At 68.3% G+C, this 22,782-nt stretch carries 25 protein-coding genes; 13 read left to right on the top strand and 12 right to left on the bottom strand.

The features are described from left to right. Window positions 1-35 precede the first annotated feature (35 nt). Window positions 36-386: a hypothetical protein gene (locus RCO27_RS05570; protein WP_309001641.1), complete on the bottom strand. Its 351-nt coding sequence runs from the start codon at window positions 384-386 to the stop codon at window positions 36-38. A gap of 228 nt (window positions 387-614) precedes the next feature. On the opposite strand from RCO27_RS05570, the gene RCO27_RS05565 reads away from it, so the two are divergent. Beyond that, on the top strand, window positions 615-1,340 hold the full coding sequence (locus RCO27_RS05565) for a TorF family putative porin (RefSeq protein WP_309001640.1): 726 nt from the start codon (window positions 615-617) through the stop codon (window positions 1,338-1,340). Window positions 1,341-1,619: 279 nt separating this feature from the next. Here the strand turns inward: RCO27_RS05565 and RCO27_RS05560 are convergent, their stop codons facing one another. From RCO27_RS05560 to RCO27_RS05530, 7 genes are all read right to left on the bottom strand, one after another. Continuing rightward, window positions 1,620-2,033, bottom strand: coding sequence for a DUF3035 domain-containing protein (locus tag RCO27_RS05560; RefSeq protein WP_309001639.1), 414 nt, complete (start codon window positions 2,031-2,033; stop codon window positions 1,620-1,622). A gap of 3 nt (window positions 2,034-2,036) precedes the next feature. Then, on the bottom strand, window positions 2,037-2,621 hold the full coding sequence (gene lspA, locus RCO27_RS05555) for a signal peptidase II (RefSeq protein ID WP_309001638.1): 585 nt from the start codon (window positions 2,619-2,621) through the stop codon (window positions 2,037-2,039). Further along, window positions 2,614-5,565, bottom strand: coding sequence for an isoleucine--tRNA ligase (gene ileS / locus RCO27_RS05550; protein WP_309001637.1), 2,952 nt, complete (start codon window positions 5,563-5,565; stop codon window positions 2,614-2,616). Before ileS ends, lspA begins: the two co-directional genes overlap by 8 nt. A gap of 11 nt (window positions 5,566-5,576) precedes the next feature. Continuing rightward, window positions 5,577-6,515, bottom strand: a complete 939-nt coding sequence (locus RCO27_RS05545) for a bifunctional riboflavin kinase/FAD synthetase (protein ID WP_309001636.1) — start codon at window positions 6,513-6,515, stop codon at window positions 5,577-5,579. Window positions 6,516-6,551: 36 nt separating this feature from the next. After that, window positions 6,552-7,040: a dihydrofolate reductase gene (locus tag RCO27_RS05540; RefSeq protein WP_309001635.1), complete on the bottom strand. Its 489-nt coding sequence runs from the start codon at window positions 7,038-7,040 to the stop codon at window positions 6,552-6,554. 97 nt (window positions 7,041-7,137) lie between these two features. Continuing rightward, window positions 7,138-7,932, bottom strand: a complete 795-nt coding sequence (locus tag RCO27_RS05535; protein WP_309001634.1) for a thymidylate synthase — start codon at window positions 7,930-7,932, stop codon at window positions 7,138-7,140. A gap of 66 nt (window positions 7,933-7,998) precedes the next feature. Further along, on the bottom strand, window positions 7,999-8,145 hold the full coding sequence (locus RCO27_RS05530; RefSeq protein ID WP_309001928.1) for a hypothetical protein: 147 nt from the start codon (window positions 8,143-8,145) through the stop codon (window positions 7,999-8,001). Between RCO27_RS05530 and RCO27_RS05525 the strand changes: the two genes are divergently transcribed. Next, window positions 8,092-8,433, top strand: a complete 342-nt coding sequence (locus RCO27_RS05525) for a JAB domain-containing protein (RefSeq protein WP_309001917.1) — start codon at window positions 8,092-8,094, stop codon at window positions 8,431-8,433. The two genes, RCO27_RS05530 and RCO27_RS05525, sit on opposite strands and share 54 nt — an antisense overlap. Window positions 8,434-8,446: 13 nt before the next feature. Here RCO27_RS05525 and RCO27_RS05520 read toward each other — a convergent pair whose 3' ends face one another. Further along, window positions 8,447-8,770 carry a UrcA family protein gene (locus tag RCO27_RS05520; RefSeq protein ID WP_309001633.1) on the bottom strand — a complete coding sequence of 108 codons (324 nt, stop codon included), beginning with the start codon at window positions 8,768-8,770 and terminating at the stop codon, window positions 8,447-8,449. A gap of 161 nt (window positions 8,771-8,931) precedes the next feature. On the opposite strand from RCO27_RS05520, the gene RCO27_RS05515 reads away from it, so the two are divergent. Further along, window positions 8,932-9,864 carry a LysR family transcriptional regulator gene (locus RCO27_RS05515; RefSeq protein WP_309001632.1) on the top strand — a complete coding sequence of 311 codons (933 nt, stop codon included), beginning with the start codon at window positions 8,932-8,934 and terminating at the stop codon, window positions 9,862-9,864. A gap of 110 nt (window positions 9,865-9,974) precedes the next feature. Here the strand turns inward: RCO27_RS05515 and RCO27_RS05510 are convergent, their stop codons facing one another. The 3 genes from RCO27_RS05510 to RCO27_RS05500 all read right to left on the bottom strand — a co-directional run bounded on the left by RCO27_RS05510 (window position 9,975) and on the right by RCO27_RS05500 (window position 12,948). Continuing rightward, on the bottom strand, window positions 9,975-10,721 hold the full coding sequence (locus RCO27_RS05510) for an SMI1/KNR4 family protein (protein ID WP_309001631.1): 747 nt from the start codon (window positions 10,719-10,721) through the stop codon (window positions 9,975-9,977). 8 nt (window positions 10,722-10,729) lie between these two features. Next, window positions 10,730-11,923: an acetyl-CoA C-acyltransferase gene (locus RCO27_RS05505; protein WP_309001630.1), complete on the bottom strand. Its 1,194-nt coding sequence runs from the start codon at window positions 11,921-11,923 to the stop codon at window positions 10,730-10,732. A gap of 161 nt (window positions 11,924-12,084) precedes the next feature. Then, window positions 12,085-12,948 carry a LysR family transcriptional regulator gene (locus tag RCO27_RS05500; protein WP_309001629.1) on the bottom strand — a complete coding sequence of 288 codons (864 nt, stop codon included), beginning with the start codon at window positions 12,946-12,948 and terminating at the stop codon, window positions 12,085-12,087. Window positions 12,949-13,166: 218 nt separating this feature from the next. Here RCO27_RS05500 and RCO27_RS05495 point away from each other — a divergent pair, with 218 nt between their 5' ends. From RCO27_RS05495 to RCO27_RS05450, 10 genes are all read left to right on the top strand, one after another. Further along, a complete protein-coding gene (locus RCO27_RS05495; RefSeq protein ID WP_309001628.1) occupies window positions 13,167-14,324 on the top strand; it encodes an isovaleryl-CoA dehydrogenase in 1,158 nt (385 codons plus the stop codon). After that, entirely contained in the window at window positions 14,321-15,916 is a 1,596-nt protein-coding gene (locus RCO27_RS05490) for a carboxyl transferase domain-containing protein (protein ID WP_309001627.1), read from the top strand. The genes RCO27_RS05495 and RCO27_RS05490 overlap by 4 nt, the downstream gene beginning before the upstream one ends. Before the next feature lie 10 nt (window positions 15,917-15,926). Next, window positions 15,927-16,379, top strand: a complete 453-nt coding sequence (locus RCO27_RS05485) for a hypothetical protein (RefSeq protein WP_309001626.1) — start codon at window positions 15,927-15,929, stop codon at window positions 16,377-16,379. 22 nt (window positions 16,380-16,401) lie between these two features. Then, window positions 16,402-18,306, top strand: a complete 1,905-nt coding sequence (locus RCO27_RS05480; protein WP_309001625.1) for an acetyl/propionyl/methylcrotonyl-CoA carboxylase subunit alpha — start codon at window positions 16,402-16,404, stop codon at window positions 18,304-18,306. Window positions 18,307-18,409: 103 nt separating this feature from the next. Then, window positions 18,410-18,862, top strand: coding sequence for a MaoC family dehydratase (locus RCO27_RS05475; RefSeq protein WP_309001624.1), 453 nt, complete (start codon window positions 18,410-18,412; stop codon window positions 18,860-18,862). Next, window positions 18,817-19,350 carry a cytochrome P460 family protein gene (locus RCO27_RS05470; RefSeq protein ID WP_309001623.1) on the top strand — a complete coding sequence of 178 codons (534 nt, stop codon included), beginning with the start codon at window positions 18,817-18,819 and terminating at the stop codon, window positions 19,348-19,350. The genes RCO27_RS05475 and RCO27_RS05470 overlap by 46 nt, the downstream gene beginning before the upstream one ends. A gap of 56 nt (window positions 19,351-19,406) precedes the next feature. After that, window positions 19,407-20,249 (top strand): CoA ester lyase, encoded by an 843-nt coding sequence (locus RCO27_RS05465; protein ID WP_309001622.1) that lies wholly within the window; start codon window positions 19,407-19,409, stop codon window positions 20,247-20,249. 186 nt (window positions 20,250-20,435) lie between these two features. Further along, window positions 20,436-20,804: a tetratricopeptide repeat protein gene (locus RCO27_RS05460; RefSeq protein WP_309001621.1), complete on the top strand. Its 369-nt coding sequence runs from the start codon at window positions 20,436-20,438 to the stop codon at window positions 20,802-20,804. Between the two features lie 78 nt (window positions 20,805-20,882). Continuing rightward, a complete protein-coding gene (locus tag RCO27_RS05455) occupies window positions 20,883-21,683 on the top strand; it encodes a prepilin peptidase (protein ID WP_374990354.1) in 801 nt (266 codons plus the stop codon). Window positions 21,684-21,957: 274 nt separating this feature from the next. Then, on the top strand, window positions 21,958-22,782 hold the full coding sequence (locus tag RCO27_RS05450) for a type II secretion system protein N (RefSeq protein ID WP_309001620.1): 825 nt from the start codon (window positions 21,958-21,960) through the stop codon (window positions 22,780-22,782).

The raw sequence follows: 22,782 nt of genomic DNA, 5'->3' as shown, positions 1-22,782 counted from the left end.
CGCAATGACAAATTTCTTTAGTATCGGGGGCGATCCTAGCAGAGCAGTTCCGACAGGTCGGCCAGTGCGGCCTCGATCGAAATGGCGAGCCGCTCCGCGGCGGCGCGCGGCGGTGTCGCCTCTCCGGCGGCCAGCAAGGCCTCGACCCCCGCCGCGGCCCACGCCGCTGCCTCAGCCGCGCGGGCGTCGAACCGGCGCTGGGCGATCGGCGCAGCGCAGTCATAGGCGATGCTGAGGCGGGCGGCCTCGTCGAGCGCCGCATCTCCGCGTGCGCTCGTCCGTCCGGCGATTCGCTCGACCAGCCGCAGCACTTCGCACAATTGCGCGGCCTGCCGGCCCGGATCGGCGCCGAACGGGGCGGGGGAGGGGGGCGCCTGATGCGTCATGGCGCGCGAGGCTAACCGGGCAGCGCTAAGGAAACGCTAAGAGATCGTTCGTGAATGCTACTGGCGCGGCCGTCTGGCGGCGGTTTCTGCGCTTCCGGTGTTCACGGACATTCATGTCCGCTGCGCGCCGGTTCTCGAAACCACCACCAGTCGACTCACGCCAGCGCATTTCCAAACGATCTCTAACGGCGGTTGCGCCCGCCGCCGTGCTCGGGCACGCCCCTGGTGATGTTCAGGACCATCGCTGCTCTCACCCTGCTCTGCATTGCCGTGCCCGCCATCGCCCAGGAACCGGCCAGCGTCGATCTGTCGGCGGAGGCGGTGTTTCTCACCGACTATCGCTTCCGCGGCGTCTCGCGCTCCGACGAGGATCCGGCGGGGCAGGCGGCACTCACCCTCTCGCACGGCAGCGGAGTCTATGCCGGCCTGCGGGCGACGACGCTCAAGGGCACCGAGTCCTTCCGCGCCCGCGATCCCGGTTTCGGCGACCTCGGTGACGCCGAATTCGATCTCTATGCCGGCTGGCGGACCAATCTCGGCGGCGGCTTCGATCTCGACGCGGGCCTCACCTATTATGTCTTCGCGGGCGGCGAGGGCGCCACCGACTATGTCGAGCCCTATGCCTCGCTCGGCTATCTGATCGGCCCGGTGACGCTGAGCGCCGGCGCCCGCTACGCCCCGGCGCAACGGGCGACCGGCGACGAGGACATGCTCTACCTGTTCGGACAGGTGGAGGTCGCGGTGCCGTTCCGGCCGTGGAGCTTCACCGCGCAGGCGGGGCATCAGGACTGGGGCGCCTATGGCAGCTACTGGATCTGGTCGCTGGGCGCCGATTACCACGTCCAGATCGAAGGGATTCCGGCGACCTACTTGGGTCTGCGCTACATCGACACCGATCTGGCCGCGCCCGGCGCCGATGCCGGGCTCGCCGCGTCGCTGACGGTGCGGTTCTAGAGCGCGATCATCTTAAGCTGCATCGTCATTGCGAGCGCAGCGAAGCAATCCAGTGCGGCCTTTGAGTCAGGCTGGATTGCTTCGTCGCTTCGCTCCTCGCAATGACGAGATGTTTCAGGCTAAGCTGATCATGCTCTAGCTATCCAGTAGCCAACCCAGTCCGTCATACCGGCGAAGGCCGGTATCCAGTCCCAATCTGGACCCCGGCCCCTTCGACGCCGCCTGCGGCGTCGCTCAGGACATGCTTCGCCGGGGTGACGGCTTGAAGCCAGCCGGGCGCTATTGCGGGGTCTGGACCGAGGCTTCCTGGCCGTCGCCCTGCGGCAGCTGAAGCATGGTCTGGACGAGCTGGCCGCGGTTGACCACCGCCGTCTGCGGGTCGCCGGCGACCGAGCGGGCGCCCAAGGCCGCGCGCTCCGATCCGGCCTGCTGGAGCAGGTTGCTCTCGACCGCGCTGCGCGGCTGCGGGCCGCCGAACAGGGCCTGGAGCGCCGCGGCGCGCGGATCGGCGCCGACATCGGCCTCGCCCGGGCGCGGCGGAGTCAGCGAAAATTCCGGCGGCACGACGAGCTGCGGGTTGCGGGCGACGGCGAACTCGTCGGGGCGGTTGCGGTTGAACGGACCGCCGCCGCTGGCGCAGCCGGCGAGGAGGGCGGCGGCGCTTGCCGTCAGGACGAGGGGGGACAGACGCATGGATTAGGCTTCCTTCTTCTTGTCCTTGCCATCGCGCATCAGGAGCGCGCGGACAAGCAGCAACAGCACGCCGATGGTAATCGCGGCGTCGGCGACATTGAAGACCAAAAAGGGCCGCCATTCGCCGAAGTGAAGGTCTGCGAAGTCGACCACATAGCCGAAGCGGACCCGATCGAGGATATTGCCGAGCGCGCCGCCCAGAATCATCGCCAGCGCGATCGAATCGTCGCGCCGCCGCTCCCGCCACAGCCAGATCGCGACGAACAGGGCGATTCCCGCGGTCATCGCGACCAGCAGCCAGCGCCCGCCCTCGCTCCCTGCGGAGAGCAGGCCGAGCGACACGCCGGTATTCTCGACCCAGTGCAGGTCGAAGAAGGAGGTGATCGAGATCGTCTGCCCCGGCTGGTTCTCGAGGTTCAGCGGATAGGTGACGACCCATTTCGTCGCCTGGTCGAAGACGAAGATCAGGAAGGCGATGACGAAGGCGACCGAGCGGTTGCGCTTCAGCTTCCAGTCGTCCGGCGTGGCCACTGGCGGCGTCGGGGGCGCGGCCTCCACGGCCTCCGGCGTGGTTTCGACTTCAGCCATTCACCACCTCGTCGCACCTTTTGCAGAGATCGCCGTCTTCCTCGACCTCCGGCAGATAGCGCCAGCACCGGCCGCATTTGTTGTTCTCGGTCGGCGTCACCGCGATCGTGTCTCCGGAGCCATTCGTCACCTCCGACACAATGTAGATTTCGGTGAGTTCGGCAAGGTCGGCATCGGGGACGTCCCGTTCCAAACCGGGATAGGACACCTGCGCCTCCAGGCTGGAGCCGATCACCTTTTCGCGGCGCAGCGGCTCGATCGCTTCAGTGACACGCACGCGGCTCGACCGGATCCGGTCCCATTTCGCGGCCAGCGCCTCGTCCCGCCAGCCGGCATCCACCTCCGGCCAATCGAGCATATGGACCGATCCGCCGGCGGGATAGCGGGCCTGCCAGACCTCCTCGGCGGTGAAGCAGAGGATCGGGTTCACCCAGCGGACCAGCGCCTCGAACACATGGTGGAGCACGGTGCGGTAGGCGCGGCGCTTCAGCGTGCCCTCGGGCAGCTTCGGGCCGACGTCGCAGTAGAGGCTGTCCTTGCGGATATCGAAGAAGAAGGCCGACAAGTCGTCATTGGCGAAGGCCTGGAGCGCCCGCGTGTAGCGGTTGAACTCGTAGCCCTCGGCCGCCTCCTTCAGCTCCGCGTCGAGCATGGTGAGGCGGTGCAGCACCCAGCGCTCCAGCTCCGGCATCTCCGCGACCGGCACGGCTTCGGCGTCCGTGTACCCGTCGAGCGCGCCGAGCAGGTAGCGGAACGTGTTGCGGAGCTTGCGGTAGGCGTCGGACGTGCCGGCGAGCACCTCCTTGCCGATCCGCACGTCCTCGAAATAGTCGGTCGAGGCGACCCACAGGCGCAATATGTCGGCGCCGTTGTCGCGGATGATCGCGAGCGGATCGACCACGTTGCCGACCGACTTGGACATCTTGCGGCCTTGGCCGTCCAGTGCGAACCCGTGGGTGAGCACGCCGTGATAGGGCGCGACGCCGCGCGTGCCGCTCGACTCCAGCAGCGAGGACTGGAACCAGCCGCGATGCTGGTCGGAGCCTTCGAGATAGAGGTCGGCGCGCGCGCCCGTGCCGTAACGCGCCTCGATCACATAAGCGTGGGTCGAGCCGCTATCGAACCAGACGTCGAGGATGTCGTTCTGCGGCTCGTACTCGTCGAGCTTGTAGCCGTTGCCGAGCAATGCCTGATGGTCCGCCTGGAACCAGGCGTCGGCGCCGCCCTCGCGGAAGGCCGCGACGATGCGGGCGTTGACGTCCGCGTCCCTGAGGTACGCGCCGGTCTGCTTGTGGAGATAGAGCGCGATCGGCACGCCCCAGGCGCGCTGGCGGCTGATCACCCAGTCCGGGCGCCCCTCGACCATGGACCGGATGCGGTTCCTCGATTTCTCCGGCACCCAGCGCGTGTCGTCGATCGCCTTGAGGGCGGTTTTCCGCAGCGTAAAGCCCTCTCCCCCGGGGGGAGGGGGTTGGGTGAGGGGGTTCTGCGGATCGAGATTGAGCTCGGACGCCGGACGCTCGCCTGCGGCTCGCTCCCCCTCACCCCATCCCTCTCCCCGCAGGGGAGAGGGAGCAGGCTTGTCCATCGGAATGAACCATTGCGGCGTGCAGCGGAAGATGACCTTCGCCTTGGAGCGCCAGCTGTGCGGATAGCTGTGCCGGAAGTCCGCGCTGGCGGCGAGCAGGCCGCCGACCTCGCGCAGGTCCGTGCAGATCGGGCCGTCGGGCGCGTTGAACTTGGTGTTGATGACGCTGCCCTGGCCGCCCAGCCAGAGCCAGTCGGCGCGATACTTGCCATCGCCCTCGACCGCGAAGACGGGATCGATGCCGTGCGCCTTGCACAGCTCGAAATCGTCCTCGCCATGGTCCGGCGACATATGGACGAGGCCCGTGCCCGCATCGGTGGTGACGAACTCGCCCGGCAGGAACGGGCGGGCCTTCGCGAAGAACCCGCCGAGATGGTGCATGGGGTGGCGGGCGACGGTTCCGGCGAGGTCGGAGCCTTTGAAGCCGGTGTACTCATCGTCCCAATCGTCCGCCAAGACGATCCCGGAGCGTTTATGAAATGCCCCCACTAGGTCAGTTGCGACCAAGTAGCGCTTCCCTGCCATCCACGATCTGCTGCCGTCCGGCGGCAGGTCTTTCTCACGAACGTGGAGCACTTCGTACTCAACCTCAGGCCCATAGGCGATCGCCTGGTTGACCGGGATCGTCCACGGCGTTGTCGTCCACACCACCGCATGGGCGCCGACCAGCTCCGGGATCGGGCTCTCGACGATCTCGAACGCCACGTCGATCTGGGTCGACGTGATGTCCTCATATTCCACCTCGGCGTCGGCCAGGGCGGTCTTCTCGACCGGGGACCACATCACCGGCTTGGCGCCGCGGTAGAGCTGGCCGCTCTCGGCGAACTTGAGCAATTCGCCGGCGATCGTCGCCTCGGCCTCGTACTTCATGGTGAGATAGGGATCGTCCCACTCGCCCATCACGCCGAGGCGCTGGAACTGCTCCATCTGCACGCCGACCCATTTGTCGGCATAGGCGCGGCATTCGGCGCGGAACCGGGCGACCGGCACCTCGTCCTTGTCGAGCTTCTTCTTGCGATACTCCTCCTCGACCTTCCATTCGATCGGCAGGCCGTGGCAGTCCCAGCCCGGGATGTAGGGCGCATCGAAGCCGCGGAGCGTCGCCGAACGGACGATGATGTCCTTCAGGATCTTGTTCATCGCATGGCCCATATGGATGTCGCCATTGGCGTAGGGCGGGCCGTCGTGGAGGATGAAGCGCTTGCGGTCCTTCCGCGCGTCGCGGAGCCGCTCGTAGAGCTGCTCCTGCGTCCAGCGCGCAAGGATGGCCGGCTCCTTCTGCGCGAGGCCGGCCTTCATCGGGAAGTCCGTCTTCGGCAGGAAGACGGTGTCTCTGTAATCGGGTTTTTCGGACATTGCGGGGCGACTTAGGCGAGGGGGCCGGCGGCGGCAAGCGCGGCCTTCGCGGCGAGAACATCGCGGGCGATCTGCGCGGTCAGCGCGTCCAGCCCGTCGAAGCTTGCCTCGTCGCGCAGGAAGGCGATGAGCCGGACCTCGATCCGCTGGCCATAGAGGTCGCCGGAGAAGTCGAAGAAGAAAGGCTCAAGCAGCTCCTTCGCGTCGAACATCGGCCGGGTACCGAGATTGGCGACCCCGTCGAGCACGCGCCCGTCCGGCAGCGTCCCCCGCACCGCATAGACGCCGAAGCGCGGGCGAAGATACTGGCCGAGGCCCAGGTTCGCGGTGGGATAGCCGAGCTCGCGTCCGCGCTTGTCGCCATGCTCGACCACGCCCTCGATTGCGAAGGGCCGGGTGAGGAGGGCGGTCGCTGTGGCACAGTCGCCGGCCTGCAGCGCCTCGCGGATGCGGCTGGAGGAGACCGGCTCCCCGCCGTCCGCGACCGGCGCGACGGCGTCGACCGAAATGCGGTTGGCCTGGCCGAGCAATTTCAGCACCTCGACATTGCCGCCGCGGCCCTTGCCGAAGGTGAAGTCCTCGCCGGTGACGACGCCGGCCGCGCCGATCCGGCCGATCAGATGGTCGGCGACGAATTCGGGCGCGGGCACCGCGGCGAGGGTCGCGTCGAAATGGAACACCAGCATCGCATCCGCCCCCGCTCCGGCGAACAGCCGCTCGCGCTGGTCGAGCGTGGTGAGGCGAAAGGGCGGCACGTCCGGCTTGAAGAAGCGCACCGGATGCGGATCGAAGGTGGCGACCAAAGCCGGCCGCCCCTCGGCGCGGGCGCGGCTGACGGCGCGGCCCACCACCGCCTGGTGGCCCTTGTGAAACCCGTCGAAATTGCCGAGCGCGACGATGCCGCCGCGCAGATGGGCCGGAACCGCCGAGCCCCCGTCCAGACGCTCCATGGCGTCTCTATAGGAAGCGCCGGACGCCCTGCCTAGCTATGCGCGTTCGAGCCGGACGAAGCTGTAGGCGGGGCGCCCGTCGGCGGCCGGATGGTCCTCGCGCGACACTTCGCGCCAGTGTGGGCCGAACGGCGGCATCACCGTGTCGCCCTCCGCATCGAGATGCACTTCGGTCAGCTCGACCGCATCAGCGAGCGGCTCGAACAGCGCGAAAATCTCCGCGCCGCCGATGATCGACACCTGCTCCGCGTTGGCGAGGGCCATCGCCTCCTCCGGCGTTCGCGCCACCTCGGCGGCGTCCGCCTGCCAGACGGGATCGCGGGTCAGCACGATATGGCGCCGGCCGGGCAGCAGGCCGGGCAGGCTCTCGAACGTCTTGCGGCCCATGACCATCGGCGTGCCCATGGTGACCTGCTTGAAATGCCTGAGGTCGGCCGGAAGGTGCCAGGGAAGCGCCCCGTCCTTGCCGATCACCCCGTTGTCCGCCCGCGCGACGACCAGGGTGATTTCGGGCCGGCTCAACATCTGTCTCTCGTCGTCCCGGCGAAGGCCGGGATCTCGGGTCGGAAGGGCGCGGTGGGTCTCGACGAGACCCCGGCCTTCGCCGGGGTGACGCCTCGCGTCAAACCGCCACCTCGGCCTTGATGTGCGGATGCGGGTCGTAGCCGGTGATCTCGAAATCCTCGTAGCGATATTCGTCGATCGCGCCGGGGCGACGCAGGATGGTGAGCTTCGGCAGCGGGCGCGGGGCGCGGGTCAGCTGCTCGCGGGCCTGGTCGAGATGGTTGGAATAAAGGTGGCAGTCGCCGCCGGTCCAGACGAACGTGCCGGGCTCCAGCCCGCATTGCTGGGCAAGCATGTGGGTGAGGAGCGCGTAGCTCGCGATGTTGAAGGGGACACCCAGGAACACGTCGGCGCTGCGCTGGTAGAGCTGCAGGTGGAGCTTGCCGCCCGCGACCTGGGTCTGGAACAGGCAGTGGCAGGGCGACAGCGCCATCCTGTGCAGGTCGGCCGGGTTCCAGGCCGTGACAATCTGGCGGCGCGAGCCGGGGTCGCGCCTGATGAGGTCGATCAGGCCGGCGATCTGGTCGATCTCGCGCCCGTCCGGTGTCTCCCAATGGCGCCACTGCTTGCCATAGACCGGGCCGAGATCGCCGTCTTCGGACGCCCATTCGTCCCAGATGCTGACCTTCTGCTCCTGCAGCCAGCGCACATTGGTGTCGCCCTTCAGGAACCAGAGCAGCTCGATGATGATCGAGCGCAGGTGCAGCTTCTTGGTGGTGAGCAAGGGGAAACCCTTCGCAAGGTCGAAGCGCATCTGGTGACCGAAGACCGAGCGGGTGCCGACGCCGGTGCGGTCCTCCTGTGCGACGCCCTCGTCGAGGATCAGCTGGAGCAGGTTGAGATAGGGCTGCATTGCGCCAAGTTTATGGCTTGTTAAGCCGTCGGACGCCACCCGGTTTCCTCCGAAATGGACCTCGAATCAACCGAAGCCGATGTAGTTGCTTGCTGCACCGAGTGCCTGCGATGGCAGTGAGCAGGCGTGATCGTCGACAATGCCCGCATAGCGGCCGAGTTGCTTCGGCCGCTCTTCGTCGACGCCGGCGGAGAGAAGCTCGTCGTGCTTCATCTGGACGTCGAGCGGCGGATGATCGGACTCGATGAAGGGCCGGTGGACAACGAGGATTCGGTCCTGTTTCCGATGCGCGCAATCATCGGGGCGGCTCTTGCGCTCGACGCGCGCGGACTGGTGATCGCACATAACCATCCGAGCGGCGATCCGCGCCCGAGCCGCGCCGACATCCGGGCGACGCGCCGGCTGGCCGAGACCGCCGGCGCGCTCGATATCCGGCTGCACGATCACCTGATCTTCGCCGGCGCGGACTGCCGCAGCTTTCGCGAGTTGGGACTGCTCTGACGGGGCTCCGCCCTCACCGGCTGGCGAGGGCGGGCTGGGCGGCCTGGCGCTGGGCCAGCGCGATGAGCGCGGCCCGCTGCGGCGCGGCGGCAGCGGTCACGTCCGCGACGCAGGCGTCGCTCCGGGCGCGGCCCCGGGCATTGGCCGGCGACGGCGTGCCGCAGGCGGTGCGCGCGGCGTGGAGGAGGCGCAGGTCCAGCGCCGCCTGACCCGCCGCGGCGGCGAGGTCGAGATCGGCATGCTGGATCGCGATCCGGCGGTCGGCGCCGTCCTGCGCGAAGACAGGGACGGCGGAGAGGGCGGCCGCAAGCGTGGCGGCAAAGGCGAGGGTCTTCATGGCTGTCTCCCTTGGGTTGGTCGGTATCGGGGAATCAACCAGCGCTGGCATTGCCTGCCTTCTACATAAGTTGCATATCGAAACGCAATCAGCGATATTGCACGACCATTCTGCGAAAGTGCAGAATGACGGGGCGCAGCACCCGGCGCAGGGGAAAGGCCATGGCCGCCGCATCGCTCGACTGGGACGATCTCAAATATTTCCTCGCCGTAGCGCGGACCGGCAGCACGCTGGGCGCGGGCAGGGCGCTGAGGGTCAGCCAGACGACGGTGGCGCGGCGAATCGCTGCGTTCGAGGAGAAGCTGGGCCTGATCCTCTTCGAGCGGCGGCAGGCCGGCTATGCGCCGACTCCGGCCGGCGAGGCGCTGGTCGCGCGGGCCGAGGCGATGGAGGCGGCCGCCGCCGCTTTCGCCGAGGCGGCCGGCGCCCAGTCGCGCGACGCGAGCGGCAGCGTCTGCGTCACCATGCTGGAGCTCTACGCGGTCACCATCGCGCCGCCGATCCTCCGCGACCTGCACGCCGCCCATCCGGGCCTGCGCGTCCAGCTCGACACCGCGGACCTGCCGCGCGACCTCGGCGCCGGCGAGGCGGACGTGGCGCTGCGCGGCGTCTACGGCATGCCGGAGGACAGGAGCCTGGTCGGCCGGCGGATCGCGCCCGATCCGTGGACGCTCTACTGCAGCCGCGACTATGCCGCCGCCCATGCGCGCCCCCGCAGCGCGGCGGACCTGCGCCAGCATCCGATCATCGGCGGCGGCGGCGAGAAGATCTGGCCGATGTACCGCGCCTGGCTGCGGCGGCACCGGCTCGAGGAGGCGGTGACGATCCAGCACAGCTCCGGCACCGGCCTGCTCGCCGCGGTGCGCGCCGGCGCGGGCCTCGCGGTGCTGCCGAGCTTCCTTGCCGACCGCGACCCCGAACTGGTCCGCTGCCTGGAGCCGATCGCCGGCGATCCGGCGGAGCTGTGGCTGCTGACCACGGAGCGGCTGCGTCACACGCCGCGTGTCCGGGTGGTGATGGACTTCCTCGCCGATCGGCTGACCCGTCTCGCGCGCGTGGCACGCACCGAGCAGGACGAGGGTTGGGCGGCCTGACCGGCCCCGCCTCAGCCGTTCGCGATTCTCAGACCTCGGGGGCGCTGGCATGGCAGTGTCAGCGGCCGGCGGGACGGGGCGTGCCCGGGCGGAAGCAGCCCTCGTTCCGCTCAGCCGTCTTTCTGAACCTTCGCTCGAGCACGCGCGAGGACGGTGCCAATGAAGGGCAGCCCGCGGCCTCCAGAATAGTCCTTTATTCCGCGATCGAGCCAGTCCTCATACCAATCGAAGAATCCAAACAGGTTGCCCGGTTCAATTATCACCTCGCGACGATTGGATGTCCGGACGTATACGCCTTCTGGCCACAGCGCGCACAGCGCCGTGCGGGGTTCAGCAACCTCGCAGCTTGTCGTGAACACCTTGCCGCGTAGCGGACCGGCAACAATCATGCCGGCATAGCCGCCACAGCCGACATCCGAGACGGCGAGGAAGTGGTCGACACTGTCAGCCGAGATATGAGCATAGGATGCGTACTGATAGTCGGGTACGTCGCTGCGCTTCGGGTGAATTGCGGCCACATGGGCCAGAGTGATGTCCTCGACGCGGGCGACATCACCACCATGCGCGCGCGGATTCGCGTCATGCCAATCAACCGGGCCGGCATCGTCGAGCGGCATCAGGCCGTAGCCCGGGCCGGCGCCACATCCGACCTGCAACAGCCAGTCGCGATATTCAGCGGGGAAGCTGTAGCCGAGCGCCGCCTCCCGTGCAGTCACCGCGCCCGGATCGACCGGAACAATCTCGTACCCATGTCCCGCTCGCCCGCCCGCGCCGAAATAGTCGCGCCGGCGATCCAATCGGCGAAGCCGCTCAAGCTTCTCCAGCAGGCGGTTTATGGCGGCTGCGCTGGAGACCATTGCCTCGTCTAGTCCACCAACTCCACCGCCACCGCCGTCGCCTCGCCGCCGCCGATGCAGAGGCTCGCCACGCCCTTCCTGCCGCCGCGGTTCTGGAGGGCGGCGATCAGGGTGGCGAGGATGCGGGCGCCGGACGCGCCGATCGGGTGTCCCAAAGCGGTGGCGCCGCCGTTCACGTTGATCCTGTCGTGGGGAATATTGAGGTCGCGCATCGCGATCATGGCGACGGCGGCGAAGGCCTCGTTGACCTCGAACAGCTCGACGTCGGCGACGCTCCAGCCCGCCTTGTCGAGGACCTTCTGCATGGCGTTCACGGGGGCGGTGGTGAACTTGGCGGGCAGGTGGGCGTGGGCGGCGGTCGCGACGATGCGGGCGACGGGCTTCAGGCCGGCCGCGTCCGCGACGCTCTGGCGGGTGAGGACGAGGGCGGCGGCGCCGTCGCTGATCGAGCTGGCATTGGCCGCGGTGATCGTGCCGTCTTTCGCGAAAGCGGGCTTCAGGGTCGGGATCTTCTCGGCATTGCCCTTGGGCGGCTGCTCGTCCTGCGCGACCGTTTCGCTGCCCTTGCGGGTCGCGACCTCGACGGCGACGATCTCGCGGTCGAAGGCGCCGGAGGTCTGGGCGGCCTGGGCGCGGGTCAGCGAGGCGATGGCGTAATCGTCCTGCGCCGCGCGGGTGAACTGGTATTCCTGGGCGGTGTCCTCGGCGAAGGTGCCCATGGCGCGGCCGGGTTCGTAGGCGTCCTCGAGGCCGTCGAGGAACATGTGGTCCATGACCCGGTCGTGGCCCATGCGGGCGCCGCCCCGATGCTTCTGCAGGATGTAGGGGGCGTTGGTCATGCTCTCCATGCCGCCCGCGACGATATAGTCGACGCTGCCGGCGGCGAGCGCCTCGGCGCCCATGATGACGGTCTGCATGCCCGAGCCGCACATCTTGTTGACGGTGGTCGCCTCGACCGAATTGGGCAGGCCCGCCTTGAGCGCGGCTTGACGCGCCGGAGCCTGGCCGAGGCCGGCGGGGAGGACGCAGCCCATGTAGATGCGTTCGATGTCGTCTCCGTTCACACCGGCGCGCTCGACGGCTGCCTTCACCGCGGTGGCGCCGAGATCGATCGCCGAGGCGCCGGCGAGGCTGCCCTGAAAGCTGCCCATCGGGGTGCGGGCGTAGGAGAGGATGACGACGGGATCGGATGCGGCGGTCATGGCGGGCTCCAGCGATGTGCGTCCTTCGATACGCCGGTTCGACAAGCTCACCGGCTACTCAGGATGAGCGGGTTTGGGTCTTTCCCGCTCATCCTGAGTAGGGACTGAGCCAGGCGAAGGCCCGTATCGAAGGACGCACATAGGCAGCGACGGCGGCTTGTTCAAATCCTAGCGACGTTGCCTTCCGCTGCGGAGCGGAACGCTTGCGCCAGTGGATGGTCCCTCGGCCAATTCGGCGCGTGAAGCAGGCCGATGGTGCGCATGAGTGGGAAGCCGGCGAGCGCCGGGGTGGCGAGGCCGGGGCCGGCGAGGCTGGCGGGGATGACGGTGATGCCCTGGCCGGCGCGGACCATGGCGAGCGCGCGGTCGTCATTGGGCGAGCGGAAGCTGAAGGGTGGGCGCACGCCGCGCTCGGTGAAGAAGCGGCTGGTCTCGGCGAGCGCTTCGCAGGACCGGCGGGCGATCATCGTGTCGCCGGCGACCTCCTCGGGCGCCACCTCGGCGCGGCCGGCGAGGCGATGGGTGAGGGGCAAGGCGAGGCAATAGCCCTCCTGCCAGAGCGGCTCGGCCGGCCGGGTCTCGCCGGGGCGGATCAGGGTGAGGGCGAGATCGAGGCGGCCGGCGGCGATCGCGCTGGAAAGCTCGCGCTCGCTGCCTTCGGTGATCTCGGCGGGCTCGGGGCCGGCACAGGCGCCGAGCCCGGTTTCGAGGAAGGCAGTGGAGACGGTGGCGAGCACGCCGAGGCGGACAGCGCGGAGCGGCGGGGCGATGCCGGTGACGCTCTCCTCGGCGAGATGGAACTCGCGCTCGATCGCCCGGGCGTGAGCGAGCAGGCGATTGCCGGCCTCGGTCAGCTGGACGCGGCGGTTGGAGCGGGCGAAGAGTCGGGTGCCGAGTCGCTTTTCCAGCTCGGCGATGCCGGCGGAGAGGGTCGGCTGGGCGACGTTGATCTGCAGCGCCGCGCGTGTGAAGTTGCCGGCGTCGACCACGGCGAGGAACTGGCGGAGGTGGGTGCGGCTGATCATAGGATCATCCTATGATAATGCCATCGATCTTTCAATTTTTACGATGATGCCGGTTGCGCTATGGGCGCGAGGATATCGGGTCCGAAAACCGCTTCGCCATACCGGCGAAGGCCGGTACCCAGACCCGAACAAAAGATCCCTGTCAGGGCTGGACCCCGGCCTTCGCCGGGGTGACGATCCGGAACGGGATGCGCACCGGACGGAACAGGGAGAGGAAGATGTCCGAACTGGGCCTCGATTTTGCGCTCGGCGAGATGGCCGACACGATCCGCGACACGACGCAGCGTTTTGCCAGCGAGCGGATCGCGCCGCTGGCCGCGCGGATCGACGCGGAGGACTGGTTCCCGACCGAGCTGTGGCCCGAGATGGGCGCGCTCGGGCTGCACGGGATCACCGTGGCGGAGGAGGATGGCGGGCTCGGGCTCGGCTATCTCGAGCATGTCGTGGCGCAGGAGGAGGTGGCGCGGGCGTCGGCCTCGATCGGGCTGAGCTACGGCGCGCATTCGAACCTCTGCGTCAACCAGATCCGCCGCTGGGCCAATGCCGAGCAGAAGGCGAAATATCTCCCCAAGCTGATTTCGGGCGAGCATGTCGGCAGCCTCGCGATGTCGGAAGCCGGGGCGGGCAGCGACGTCGTCTCGATGAAGCTGAAGGCCGAGAAGAAGGGCGACCGCTACGTCCTCAACGGCACCAAGTTCTGGATCACCAACGCGGCCTATGCGGACACTTTGGTGGTCTATGCGAAGACCGGCGAGGGATCGCGCGGGATCACCACCTTCCTCATCGAGAAGGACATGCCCGGCTTCGCGATCGGCCAGAAGCTCGACAAGATGGGGATGCGCGGGTCACCGACCGCCGAGCTGATCTTCGACGACTGCGAGGTGCCGGAAGAGAATGTGATGGGGCCGCTGAACGGCGGGGTCGGCGTGCTGATGAGCGGGCTCGACTATGAGCGGACCGTGCTCGCCGGCATCCAGCTCGGCATCATGCAGGCCTGCCTCGACGTCGTGCTGCCCTATGTGCGCGAGAGGAAACAGTTCGGGCAGGCGATCGGATCGTTCCAGCTGATGCAGGCCAAGGTCGCCGACATGTATGTCGCGCTGAACTCGGCGCGCGCCTATGTCTACCAGGTCGCCAGGGCGTGCGACGCGGGCAAGACGACCCGCTTCGACGCGGCCGGCGCGATCCTCTACGCGAGCGAGAATGCGCTGAAGGTTGCCGGCGAGGCGATCCAGGCGCTGGGCGGTGCGGGCTATACCAAAGACTGGCCGGTCGAGCGCTATTTCCGCGACGCGAAGCTGCTCGACATTGGCGCGGGCACGAACGAGATCCGGCGGATGCTGATCGGGCGCGAGCTGATCGGGGCCGGGGCGTGACCCAGCTCACGTCGAAGCTGGACGAAAACGGCGAGACCTTCCGCGCCTACGCCGCGCACAATCGGGGGCTTGCGGAAGAGCTGCGCGCCAGGGTCGCCGAGACGGCGCTGGGCGGGAACGAGAAGTCTCGCGAGCGGCATGTGAGCCGGGGCAAGCTGCTGCCGCGTGAACGGGTGGAGCGGCTGCTCGATCCGGGTTCGCCCTTTCTCGAGATCGGGCAGCTGGCGGCCTGCGACCTCTATGGCGGCGAAGTGCCGGCGGCCGGGATGATCGCCGGGATCGGCCGGGTGTCGGGGCGCGAGACGATGATCGTCTGCAACGACGCGACGGTGAAGGGCGGCACCTATTATCCGATGACGGTGAAGAAGCATCTGCGTGCGCAGGAGATTGCGCTGCAGAACCGGCTGCCGTCGGCCTATCTCGTCGACTCGGGCGGCGCGAACCTGCCGCACCAGGCCGAAGTCTTCCCCGACCGCGAGCATTTCGGGCGCATCTTCTACAACCAGGCGCAGATGTCGGCCGCGGGGCTGGCGCAGATCGCCTGCGTGATGGGGAGCTGCACCGCGGGCGGCGCCTATGTGCCGGCGATGAGCGACGAGACGGTGATCGTCCGCAATCAGGGCACGATCTTCCTTGGCGGCCCGCCGCTGGTGAAGGCGGCGACGGGCGAGGTGATTTCGGCCGAGGATCTGGGCGGCGGCGACCTGCATGCACGCAAGAGCGGCGTGGTCGATCATCTCGCCGAGAATGACGAGCATGCGCTCAGCATCGTGCGCGACATCGTGGCGCGGCTGAACACGGTGAAGGAGGTCGACATCGACCTCGCCGAGCCGGTGGCGCCGAAGCTCGATCCCGAAGGGCTGTACGGGGTGATCCCGGATGACGTCCGCACGCCCTACGATGTGCACGAGATCATCGCGCGGATCGTCGACGGCAGCGAATTTCACGAGTTCAAGCCGCTCTACGGGAGCACGCTCGTCTGCGGCTTCGCGCGCATCTGGGGCATCCCGGTCGCGATCCTGGCGAACAACGGCATCCTGTTTTCGGAAAGCGCACTGAAGGGCGCGCATTTCATCGAGCTGGCGTGCCAGCGCCGCGTGCCCCTGCTGTTCCTCCAGAACATCTCGGGCTTCATGGTCGGCGGGAAGTATGAGGCGGAGGGGATCGCCAAGAACGGCGCCAAGCTGGTGACCGCGGTGGCGACGGCGAGCGTGCCGAAGATCACCGTCCTGATCGGCGGCAGCTTCGGCGCCGGCAATTACGGCATGTGCGGGCGGGCCTATTCGCCGCGGTTCCTGTTCACCTGGCCGAACAGCCGGATCAGCGTGATGGGCGGCGAGCAGGCGGCCAGCGTGCTGGCGACGGTGCACAAGGATGCCGACAGCTGGACGCCGGAGCAGGCCGAGGCGTTCAAGGCCCCGGTCCGTCAGCGCTACGAGGACGAGGGCAATCCCTATCACGCCACCGCGCGGCTGTGGGACGACGGCATCATCGATCCGGCCCAGACGCGGGATGTGCTGGGGCTGGCTTTCTCCGCGACTTTGAATGCGCCTATTCCGGAGCGGGCGAAGTTCGGCGTGTTCAGGATGTAGGAGGACGACAATGCGGTCTTTGCTTTTTGCACTCGCTCTGTTTGTCGCTCCGGCGGCGGCTGTCGCCCAGAGCGACGAAGCCGCGGTGATGGCGCCGATCGATGCGATGTTCGCCGGGCTCACCGCGCGTGACGGGCAGGCGATCCTGGCCCAGGTGCGCGGCGATGGCGCGGCGGCGGTGGTCGTCGAGCGGCCGGACGGCACGCGCAGCTTTCGCCGGATGAGTTGGGCCGACTTCGCCGGCGGCATCCGCCCAGGCGCCGAGCGGCTGGAGGAGCGGATGCCCGATCCGCTCGTCCGGATCGATGGCGACATCGCGATGGTGTGGGGACAGTATGACTTCCTGGTGGACGGCCGGCGCCGGCACTGCGGGGTCAACCATTTCGATCTGGTCCGCGAGAATGGCGCCTGGAAGGTGCAGAACGTGACCTGGACGCAAAGGACGGAAGGGTGCGGGGAATGATCGATCGGTCGCGGACGGCGTCATGCTGACATCCCTGCTCATCGCCAACCGGGGCGAGATTGCCTGCCGGGTGATCCGCACCGCGCGGCGACTCGGGATCCGGACTGTGGCGGTCTATTCCGATGCCGACGCCAAGGCGCTGCATGTGCGCGAAGCGGACGAAGCGGTGCATATCGGACCCTCGCCGGCACGGGAAAGCTATCTCGTCGGGGAGAAGATTATTGTAGCGGCCAAGGCCACTGGCGCTGAAGCGATCCATCCGGGTTACGGCTTCCTGAGCGAAAATGCGGCCTTCGCGCAGGCCGTCATCGACGCCGGGCTGATCTGGGTGGGGCCGAAGCCGGCCTCGATCACCGCCATGGGCCTCAAGGACGCGGCGAAGAAATTGATGGCGGATGCCGGCGTGCCGGTGACGCCGGGCTATCTCGGCGAGAATCAGGACCCGGCACGCCTCAAGGCGGAGGCGGACGCGATCGTCTATCCGGTGCTGATCAAGGCGGTCGCGGGCGGCGGCGGCAAGGGGATGCGGCGGGTCGATGCGGCGAGGGACTTCGCCGACGCGCTTCTCTCGTGCAAACGCGAGGCGGCGTCCTCGTTCGGCGACGACCGGGTGCTGATCGAGAAATATATCCTGCGTCCGCGCCATATCGAAGTGCAGGTGTTCGGCGACACGCACGGTAACGTCGTCCACCTGTTCGAGCGCGATTGCTCGCTCCAGCGCCGTCACCAAAAGGTGATCGAGGAGGCGCCGGCACCGGGTTTCGACTGGGCGCTGCGCGAGGTTGTCTGCGGTGCAGCGGTACGCGCAGCGAAGGCGGTGGACTATGTCGGTGCGGGGACGATCGAGTTCATCGCCGACGCCAGCGAGGGCCTACGCGGCGATCGGGTGTGGTTCATGGAAATGAACACGCGCCTCCAGGTCGAGCATCCGGTGACGGAGGAGATCACCGGGCAGGACCTGGTCGAATGGCAGCTTCGCGTGGCGAGCGGGGAGCCCGTGCCGAAGCGTCAGGAGGAGCTGTCGATCGACGGCTGGGCGATGGAGGCGCGGCTTTATGCCGAGGATCCGGCCAGCGGCTTTCTGCCCTCCACGGGAACGCTCGAGCAGTTCCTGCTGGACGATCGGGCGCGGATCGACACGGGCGTGGAGCAGGGAGACCGCATCTCTCCCTTCTACGACCCGATGATCGCCAAGCTGATCGCCTGGGGCCATGACCGCGAGGCCGCGCGGGAGCGGTTGCTCGGCGCCTTGGCCGGTAGTCACGTTGCGCCGGTGAAGACCAATGGTGGCTTCCTCTACGAATGCCTCGAAGCGGAGGCCTTTCGAATGGGAGACGTAGATACCGGCCTGATCGCACGTAGCGGCGATGAGCTGATGCCGTTGGCGGAGCCGTCGCAGGCGGTGCTCGATGCGGCGGCTGCCGGCGAGAAAGACCGCAAGGCGCTGCGGGAGTGGGCCGATCCCGATCTCATTCAGCCTGGCCCCTGGGGCTTTCGACTCAATGCCGATCCGCAGACGGTGGTCGATTTCTCGCTAAATGGTTGTCGATTGAGCGGGCGCATCGACCGGGCGATCGAGGGCGTCGGGTATCATTGGCAGCGGGTTGGTGGCGACATCCCGCACCTGATCCTCACTGAGCGCGGGCAGACGTTCCGGCTCGGCTATGGCCCGTCCCGCGCCGAAGGTGGCGCCGCGGCCGGCGACGGCGCGATCGTCTCCCCCATGCCTGGCAAGATCATCGCGCTGGAGGTGGCGGCGGGGAATGTCGTGACCAAGGGGCAGAAGCTGCTGACGCTCGAGGCGATGAAGATGGAGCATAGCCTCGCCGCGCCGTTCGATGGCAAGGTGGCGGAGCTCAATGCCGAGGCCGGCGCACAGGTGAGCGAAGGCGCGCTACTGGTGCGGATCGAGAAGGAGGGCGGGTGATGGCATTTCTCGTCATCCCGGCGAAGGCCGGGCTCTCAGGTCAAAACGTCGCGGCCCTTCTCCACGAGACCCCGGCGTTCGCCGGGGCGACGGTGTAACCGTCGTGCCCGGCCGCTATTACGAGCAGTGGACGCTGGGTGACACGCTCCGCCACCAGCCGCACCGGACCGTCACCGAAACGGACAACCTGCTGATCTCGACGCTCACCCACAATCCGCAGCCGCTCCATCTCGACGAGACCTATGCCGAGGCGACCGAGTTCGGGAGGATCGTCGTCAATGGCACCTTCACCTTCGCCTTGCTCGTCGGCCTGTCGGTCGGCGACACCACGTTGGGGACGCTCGTCGCAAATCTGGGCTACGACAAGGTACGGATGCCCAAGCCGGTCTTCATCGGCGACACGCTGCGCGCCGAGACCGAGGTGGTTGCGCTCAAGGACTCCAATTCGCGGCCGGACGCGGGCATCGTCACCTTCGAGCATCGCATGTTCAACCAGCGGGACGAACTGATATGCGTGATGGAGCGCACCGCGCTGATGCAGCGCCAGCCCGGCTGAGGCGGGCGGGGATCGCCCTGTTGCTGTTCGCCGGGCTCGGCGCCCAGGACATGAACGAGGGTGGGGAACCCAAGATCGGGCCGACCGAGGATCGGGTCGGGCTGCCGGCCGACTACCGCACCAGCTTTACCCGTCTGCGCACCACGCCGGTGAACGCGGCGCAGGTTCTGGTCGTCTATGCGAACGAACAGGCGGCTTCGGTGACCGACCGCGCCAACCTGCCCTATCCCTATGGCTCCGTGTTCGTCGCGGAGTGGCGGTACGCCGAGGGGCAGCCGCGGGCCGGCGAGCTCTTCCAGATCGACGTGATGCGGCGCGGCGAAGGGTTCGGCGCCGCCTATGGCGACGTGCGCAGCGGCGAATGGGAATATGTGCGCTACCGCACCGACCGCAGCCATCTCGTCCCGCCCGGCCATTCCGGCTGGTGCGCGGCCTGCCATCGCAATGCGGGCGAGGCGCGCGACTTCGTGTTCCGCGGGCGCTTCTAGCGAGCCTGGCAGAATCGGCTTGCCCTCGGGGCGCGCTGCATGGAGGGTGCGCGGCCATGAAGCTGCGATCGATGCTCTTCGTGCCCGGCGACCGGCCGGACCGGATGGAAAAGGCGCTGGGTCTCGGCGCCGACGCGCTGATCCTCGACCTCGAGGATGCGGTGGCGCCGGCGGCGAAGCCGGAAGCGCGACTGGCGGTCGCGGCTTTCCTCGCCGCGCATCCGGCGGCGAACCTCTGGGTGCGGGTGAATCCGCTCGACGGCGCGGGGAATGAGAAGGACCTCGACGCCATCCTTTCCGGGCGACCCGACGGGATCGTGCTGCCCAAGTCGGAAGGCGGGGCGAGCGTGGCCGAGCTGGCGCGGCGGCTGACCGAGCGCGGCGATGCGACCGCCAAGGTGATGGCGATCGCGACCGAGACGCCGGCGGCGATCTTCGGGCTCGGTTCCTATGGCGGGGCGAAGCGGCTGGCGGCGCTGACCTGGGGAGCAGAGGACCTGCCGGCGGCGATCGGCGCGGCAACGAGCCGGGAACCGGACGGGCGTTTCACGCCGCCCTATGAAGTCGCCCGTTCGCTCACGCTGTTCGGCGCGGCGGCGGCCAATGTGGCGCCGATCGAGACGGTCTACCCGGCGTTCAAGGATTTGGAGGGCCTCGCCGCCTATGCGGCGCGGGCGCGGCGGGACGGCTTCACCGGCATGATGGCGATTCACCCAGCACAGGTCGAGGTGATCAACGCCGCTTTCACCCCCAGCGCGGCCGAGATCGCCCATGCCGAGTCGGTCGTCGCTGCGTTCGCAGCCAATCCCGGCGCCGGGGCGCTGTCGCTCGACGGCAGGATGATCGATCGCCCGCATCTCGTGCAGGCGCAGCGAATCTTAAGCGTCGTTCAGAGCTAAACAACTACAGAATCTAGCAATTTCAGCTCGTCGGCGCGGCGGGTGATGCGTCGTCGTGCGTGCAAACGTAACAACTGCGAAACATGATTGTCATCTTTGCAACCCGAAATCGTCATAAAAGTTTGCGCCAAGAGTCACGGAACTGTAATTTTCCGGGCAAGCAAGAATTCGGGATTGGAGGGTGACATGAAGGGATTTGCAGTTCTCGCCGCGGCGCTGGCCATGGTGCCGGCGGCGGCGTCCGCCCAGGCGGTCGAGGAGGGATTTCCGCGCGGCAGCCTGGCCGTCGCGGCGATCGACCGGGGCGACTGGAACCGGGCCGAGGCGCTGCTCAGGACCTCGCAGCTTGAGGCGGACGATCCGGCCCGGCTGATCAACCTCGGCGCCGTCTACATGCAGACCGGCCGCACCAGCGAGGCGCTGACCGCCTGGCGGGCGGCGCTCGCGTCGAACCGGCACAGCCAGGTCGAGACGATCGGCGGCCGCTGGGTCTCGACCCGGGACCTCGCCCGTGAGGCGCTGGCACGGTACGAGACCGCGCAGGTGCGGAACTGAATTCACTCGTCATCCCGCCTGCGACGGGATGACGGCTGGAACGTTGAACCCCGCCCCGGCCCCTTCTAAGCGGGGGTCGTGGCGGGGTTTTTCGCAGACTTGGGACCGTGGGCCGCCGATCCGCTGGTACGCGGCGCGGCGGGGCTTGTGCTCGGCGCGATTGCCGGGAGCTTTCTCGCCACCATCCTGATCCGCTGGCCGCAGGGGCGCGGCGCGATGACCGGGCGGTCGCATTGCGACGCCTGCGATGCGGCGCTGGGGCCGGCCGAGCTCGTGCCGGTCCTGTCCTATCTGCTTGCACGCGGGCGTTGCCGGCGCTGCGCGGCGCGGATCGATCCCCGGCATCTCGCCGTGGAGCTGGCGGCGGCGCTGATCGGTGTCGTCTCCTTCCTGGCCCACTCGCTGCCGCTCGGACTGGTCAGTGCCCTGCTCGGCTGGTGGCTGCTGCTCGTCGCCCTGCTCGACCTCGAGCATCACTGGTTGCCCGACCGGCTGACGCTGCCGCTGATCCCGCTCGGACTGGTCGTGGCTTGGACGGGGCTGGGACCGCTTTTGGTCGAACGACTCGCCGGGGCGGCGATCGGCTGGGGCGGACTCGCGCTGATCGCGCTCGGCTACCGGTCGCTCAGAGGGCGCGAGGGGCTGGGCGGCGGCGATCCCAAGCTGTTCGGCGCCCTCGGTGCCTGGGTTGGCGCGTTTCACCTGCCGTTCGTGCTGCTCGGCGCAGGGCTGATCGGACTCGCGTCGGTGTTGCTGATGCGGGCGCGGGGCGAAGCCGTGGGGGCAACGACGCGGTTGCCGCTCGGCACTTTCCTGGCGCTGGCCGGCTGGCCGATCTGGCTGATCGTGGCCACGAGGCCGCTCTTCGGAATCCAGTAGCCAGCATTCAGGCTCCGTCCATCTTGCCTGTGCTACCGGCTGACGCTTGAGGGCGGCGTTTTTCCCCTAGAGGCGTCGCCCCGACCTTTTCCTCCCCCTTGCGCCCCTTCCGAAAAGCTGTGAACGTCCCGCCGGCACGACTCCGGGCGTGAGAGGGGCGCGTTTCCCGCATCCATTTCAAGGCGATGGGGCGTCGCTGCGCTGTCTTATTTGAGTCACAGGGCGGACATAGTGGCCGCTTCTGGCTTGTTCGGGGAGGGACTCGGTTCGTTACATGCGCTGGCAGGTGAATCCGCGCGCGGAGCGGCTGCTTGCCCGGCTGCCCCGGGTCACCGTCTTCACGGCGCTCGAGCTGATCCTGCTCGCGCTCCTGGCGGTGCAAGCAGCGCGGCTGGTCTGGGCACTGGTGACGCCGGTCGGCCCGATCGGCGACTGGAAGCCGCCGAGCACCCTCGCCGCGGCGCCGGCAGCTGGCGCGCTGGGCGATTTCGATCCCTTCTTCCGGCTGACCGATACCGCGCCCGCGGTGGTGACCGGGCTCAACCTCCAGCTGTTCGGCGTGCGCGAGGACCGGGCGACCGGGCGCGGCTCGGCGATCATCGCGCTTCCCGACGGCAGCCAGCGCAGCTTCCTGGTCGGCGAGGAGATCATGCCGGGCGTGACCCTCGCCGAGGTCGGCTTCGACAGCGTCACCATCGACCGCACCGGCACCCGCGAGCAGATCTTCCTCGATCAATCTCAGCCCGTACCGACGGGCGCTGGCGGTCAGCCGACCCAGCCGGCCCCGCCCCCGCAGTCCAATGCGCCGGTTCAGCCGGTGCCGACCGTCAACGCGGCACCCACCGCTTCCGTGCCGCTGAACTTCGATCCGCGCGTCGGCGAGAGCGGGGTGACCGGGCTCATCGTCACGCCGGGCGGCGACGGCGGGCGGGCGTTCCGCGCCGCCGGCCTCCAGCCCGGCGACGTCATCGTCTCGGTTAACGGCCAGCGCGTCGTCTCGGCCGAGCAGGCGCAATCGATCATCGCCCAGTCGGGCGGCAACGCGACCGTGATGGTCGACCGCGGCGGCCGCGCCGTCCCGATCCGTATGAGGTTCTAG

It is taken from the genome of Sphingosinicella sp. LHD-64 (assembly GCF_031157375.1).
GTDB lineage: Bacteria > Pseudomonadota > Alphaproteobacteria > Sphingomonadales > Sphingomonadaceae > Allosphingosinicella.
Note: the sequence above shows the minus strand (reverse complement) of the source record. Positions and strands in the feature narration are given on the sequence as shown.

Bases quoted from the DNA above. Each gene is read 5' to 3' on its own strand.
- RCO27_RS05540 (WP_309001635.1), bottom strand. From the start codon at position 7,040: ATGTTGAGCCGGCCCGAAATCACCCTGGTCGTCGCGCGGGCGGACAAC.
- RCO27_RS05480 (WP_309001625.1), top strand. From the start codon at position 16,402: ATGCTGACATCCCTGCTCATCGCCAACCGGGGCGAGATTGCCTGCCGG.
- RCO27_RS05465 (WP_309001622.1), top strand. From the start codon at position 19,407: ATGAAGCTGCGATCGATGCTCTTCGTGCCCGGCGACCGGCCGGACCGG.
- RCO27_RS05535 (WP_309001634.1), bottom strand. From the start codon at position 7,932: ATGCAGCCCTATCTCAACCTGCTCCAGCTGATCCTCGACGAGGGCGTC.
- RCO27_RS05495 (WP_309001628.1), top strand. From the start codon at position 13,167: ATGTCCGAACTGGGCCTCGATTTTGCGCTCGGCGAGATGGCCGACACG.
- RCO27_RS05500 (WP_309001629.1), bottom strand. From the start codon at position 12,948: ATGATCAGCCGCACCCACCTCCGCCAGTTCCTCGCCGTGGTCGACGCC.
- RCO27_RS05560 (WP_309001639.1), bottom strand. From the start codon at position 2,033: ATGCGTCTGTCCCCCCTCGTCCTGACGGCAAGCGCCGCCGCCCTCCTC.
- RCO27_RS05510 (WP_309001631.1), bottom strand. From the start codon at position 10,721: ATGGTCTCCAGCGCAGCCGCCATAAACCGCCTGCTGGAGAAGCTTGAG.
- RCO27_RS05520 (WP_309001633.1), bottom strand. From the start codon at position 8,770: ATGAAGACCCTCGCCTTTGCCGCCACGCTTGCGGCCGCCCTCTCCGCC.
- RCO27_RS05460 (WP_309001621.1), top strand. From the start codon at position 20,436: ATGAAGGGATTTGCAGTTCTCGCCGCGGCGCTGGCCATGGTGCCGGCG.
- RCO27_RS05515 (WP_309001632.1), top strand. From the start codon at position 8,932: ATGGCCGCCGCATCGCTCGACTGGGACGATCTCAAATATTTCCTCGCC.
- RCO27_RS05485 (WP_309001626.1), top strand. From the start codon at position 15,927: ATGCGGTCTTTGCTTTTTGCACTCGCTCTGTTTGTCGCTCCGGCGGCG.
- RCO27_RS05545 (WP_309001636.1), bottom strand. From the start codon at position 6,515: ATGGAGCGTCTGGACGGGGGCTCGGCGGTTCCGGCCCATCTGCGCGGC.
- ileS (WP_309001637.1), bottom strand. From the start codon at position 5,565: ATGTCCGAAAAACCCGATTACAGAGACACCGTCTTCCTGCCGAAGACG.
- RCO27_RS05505 (WP_309001630.1), bottom strand. From the start codon at position 11,923: ATGACCGCCGCATCCGATCCCGTCGTCATCCTCTCCTACGCCCGCACC.
- RCO27_RS05565 (WP_309001640.1), top strand. From the start codon at position 615: ATGTTCAGGACCATCGCTGCTCTCACCCTGCTCTGCATTGCCGTGCCC.
- RCO27_RS05570 (WP_309001641.1), bottom strand. From the start codon at position 386: ATGACGCATCAGGCGCCCCCCTCCCCCGCCCCGTTCGGCGCCGATCCG.
- RCO27_RS05450 (WP_309001620.1), top strand. From the start codon at position 21,958: ATGCGCTGGCAGGTGAATCCGCGCGCGGAGCGGCTGCTTGCCCGGCTG.
- lspA (WP_309001638.1), bottom strand. From the start codon at position 2,621: ATGGCTGAAGTCGAAACCACGCCGGAGGCCGTGGAGGCCGCGCCCCCG.
- RCO27_RS05530 (WP_309001928.1), bottom strand. From the start codon at position 8,145: ATGAAGCACGACGAGCTTCTCTCCGCCGGCGTCGACGAAGAGCGGCCG.
- RCO27_RS05470 (WP_309001623.1), top strand. From the start codon at position 18,817: ATGCGTGATGGAGCGCACCGCGCTGATGCAGCGCCAGCCCGGCTGAGG.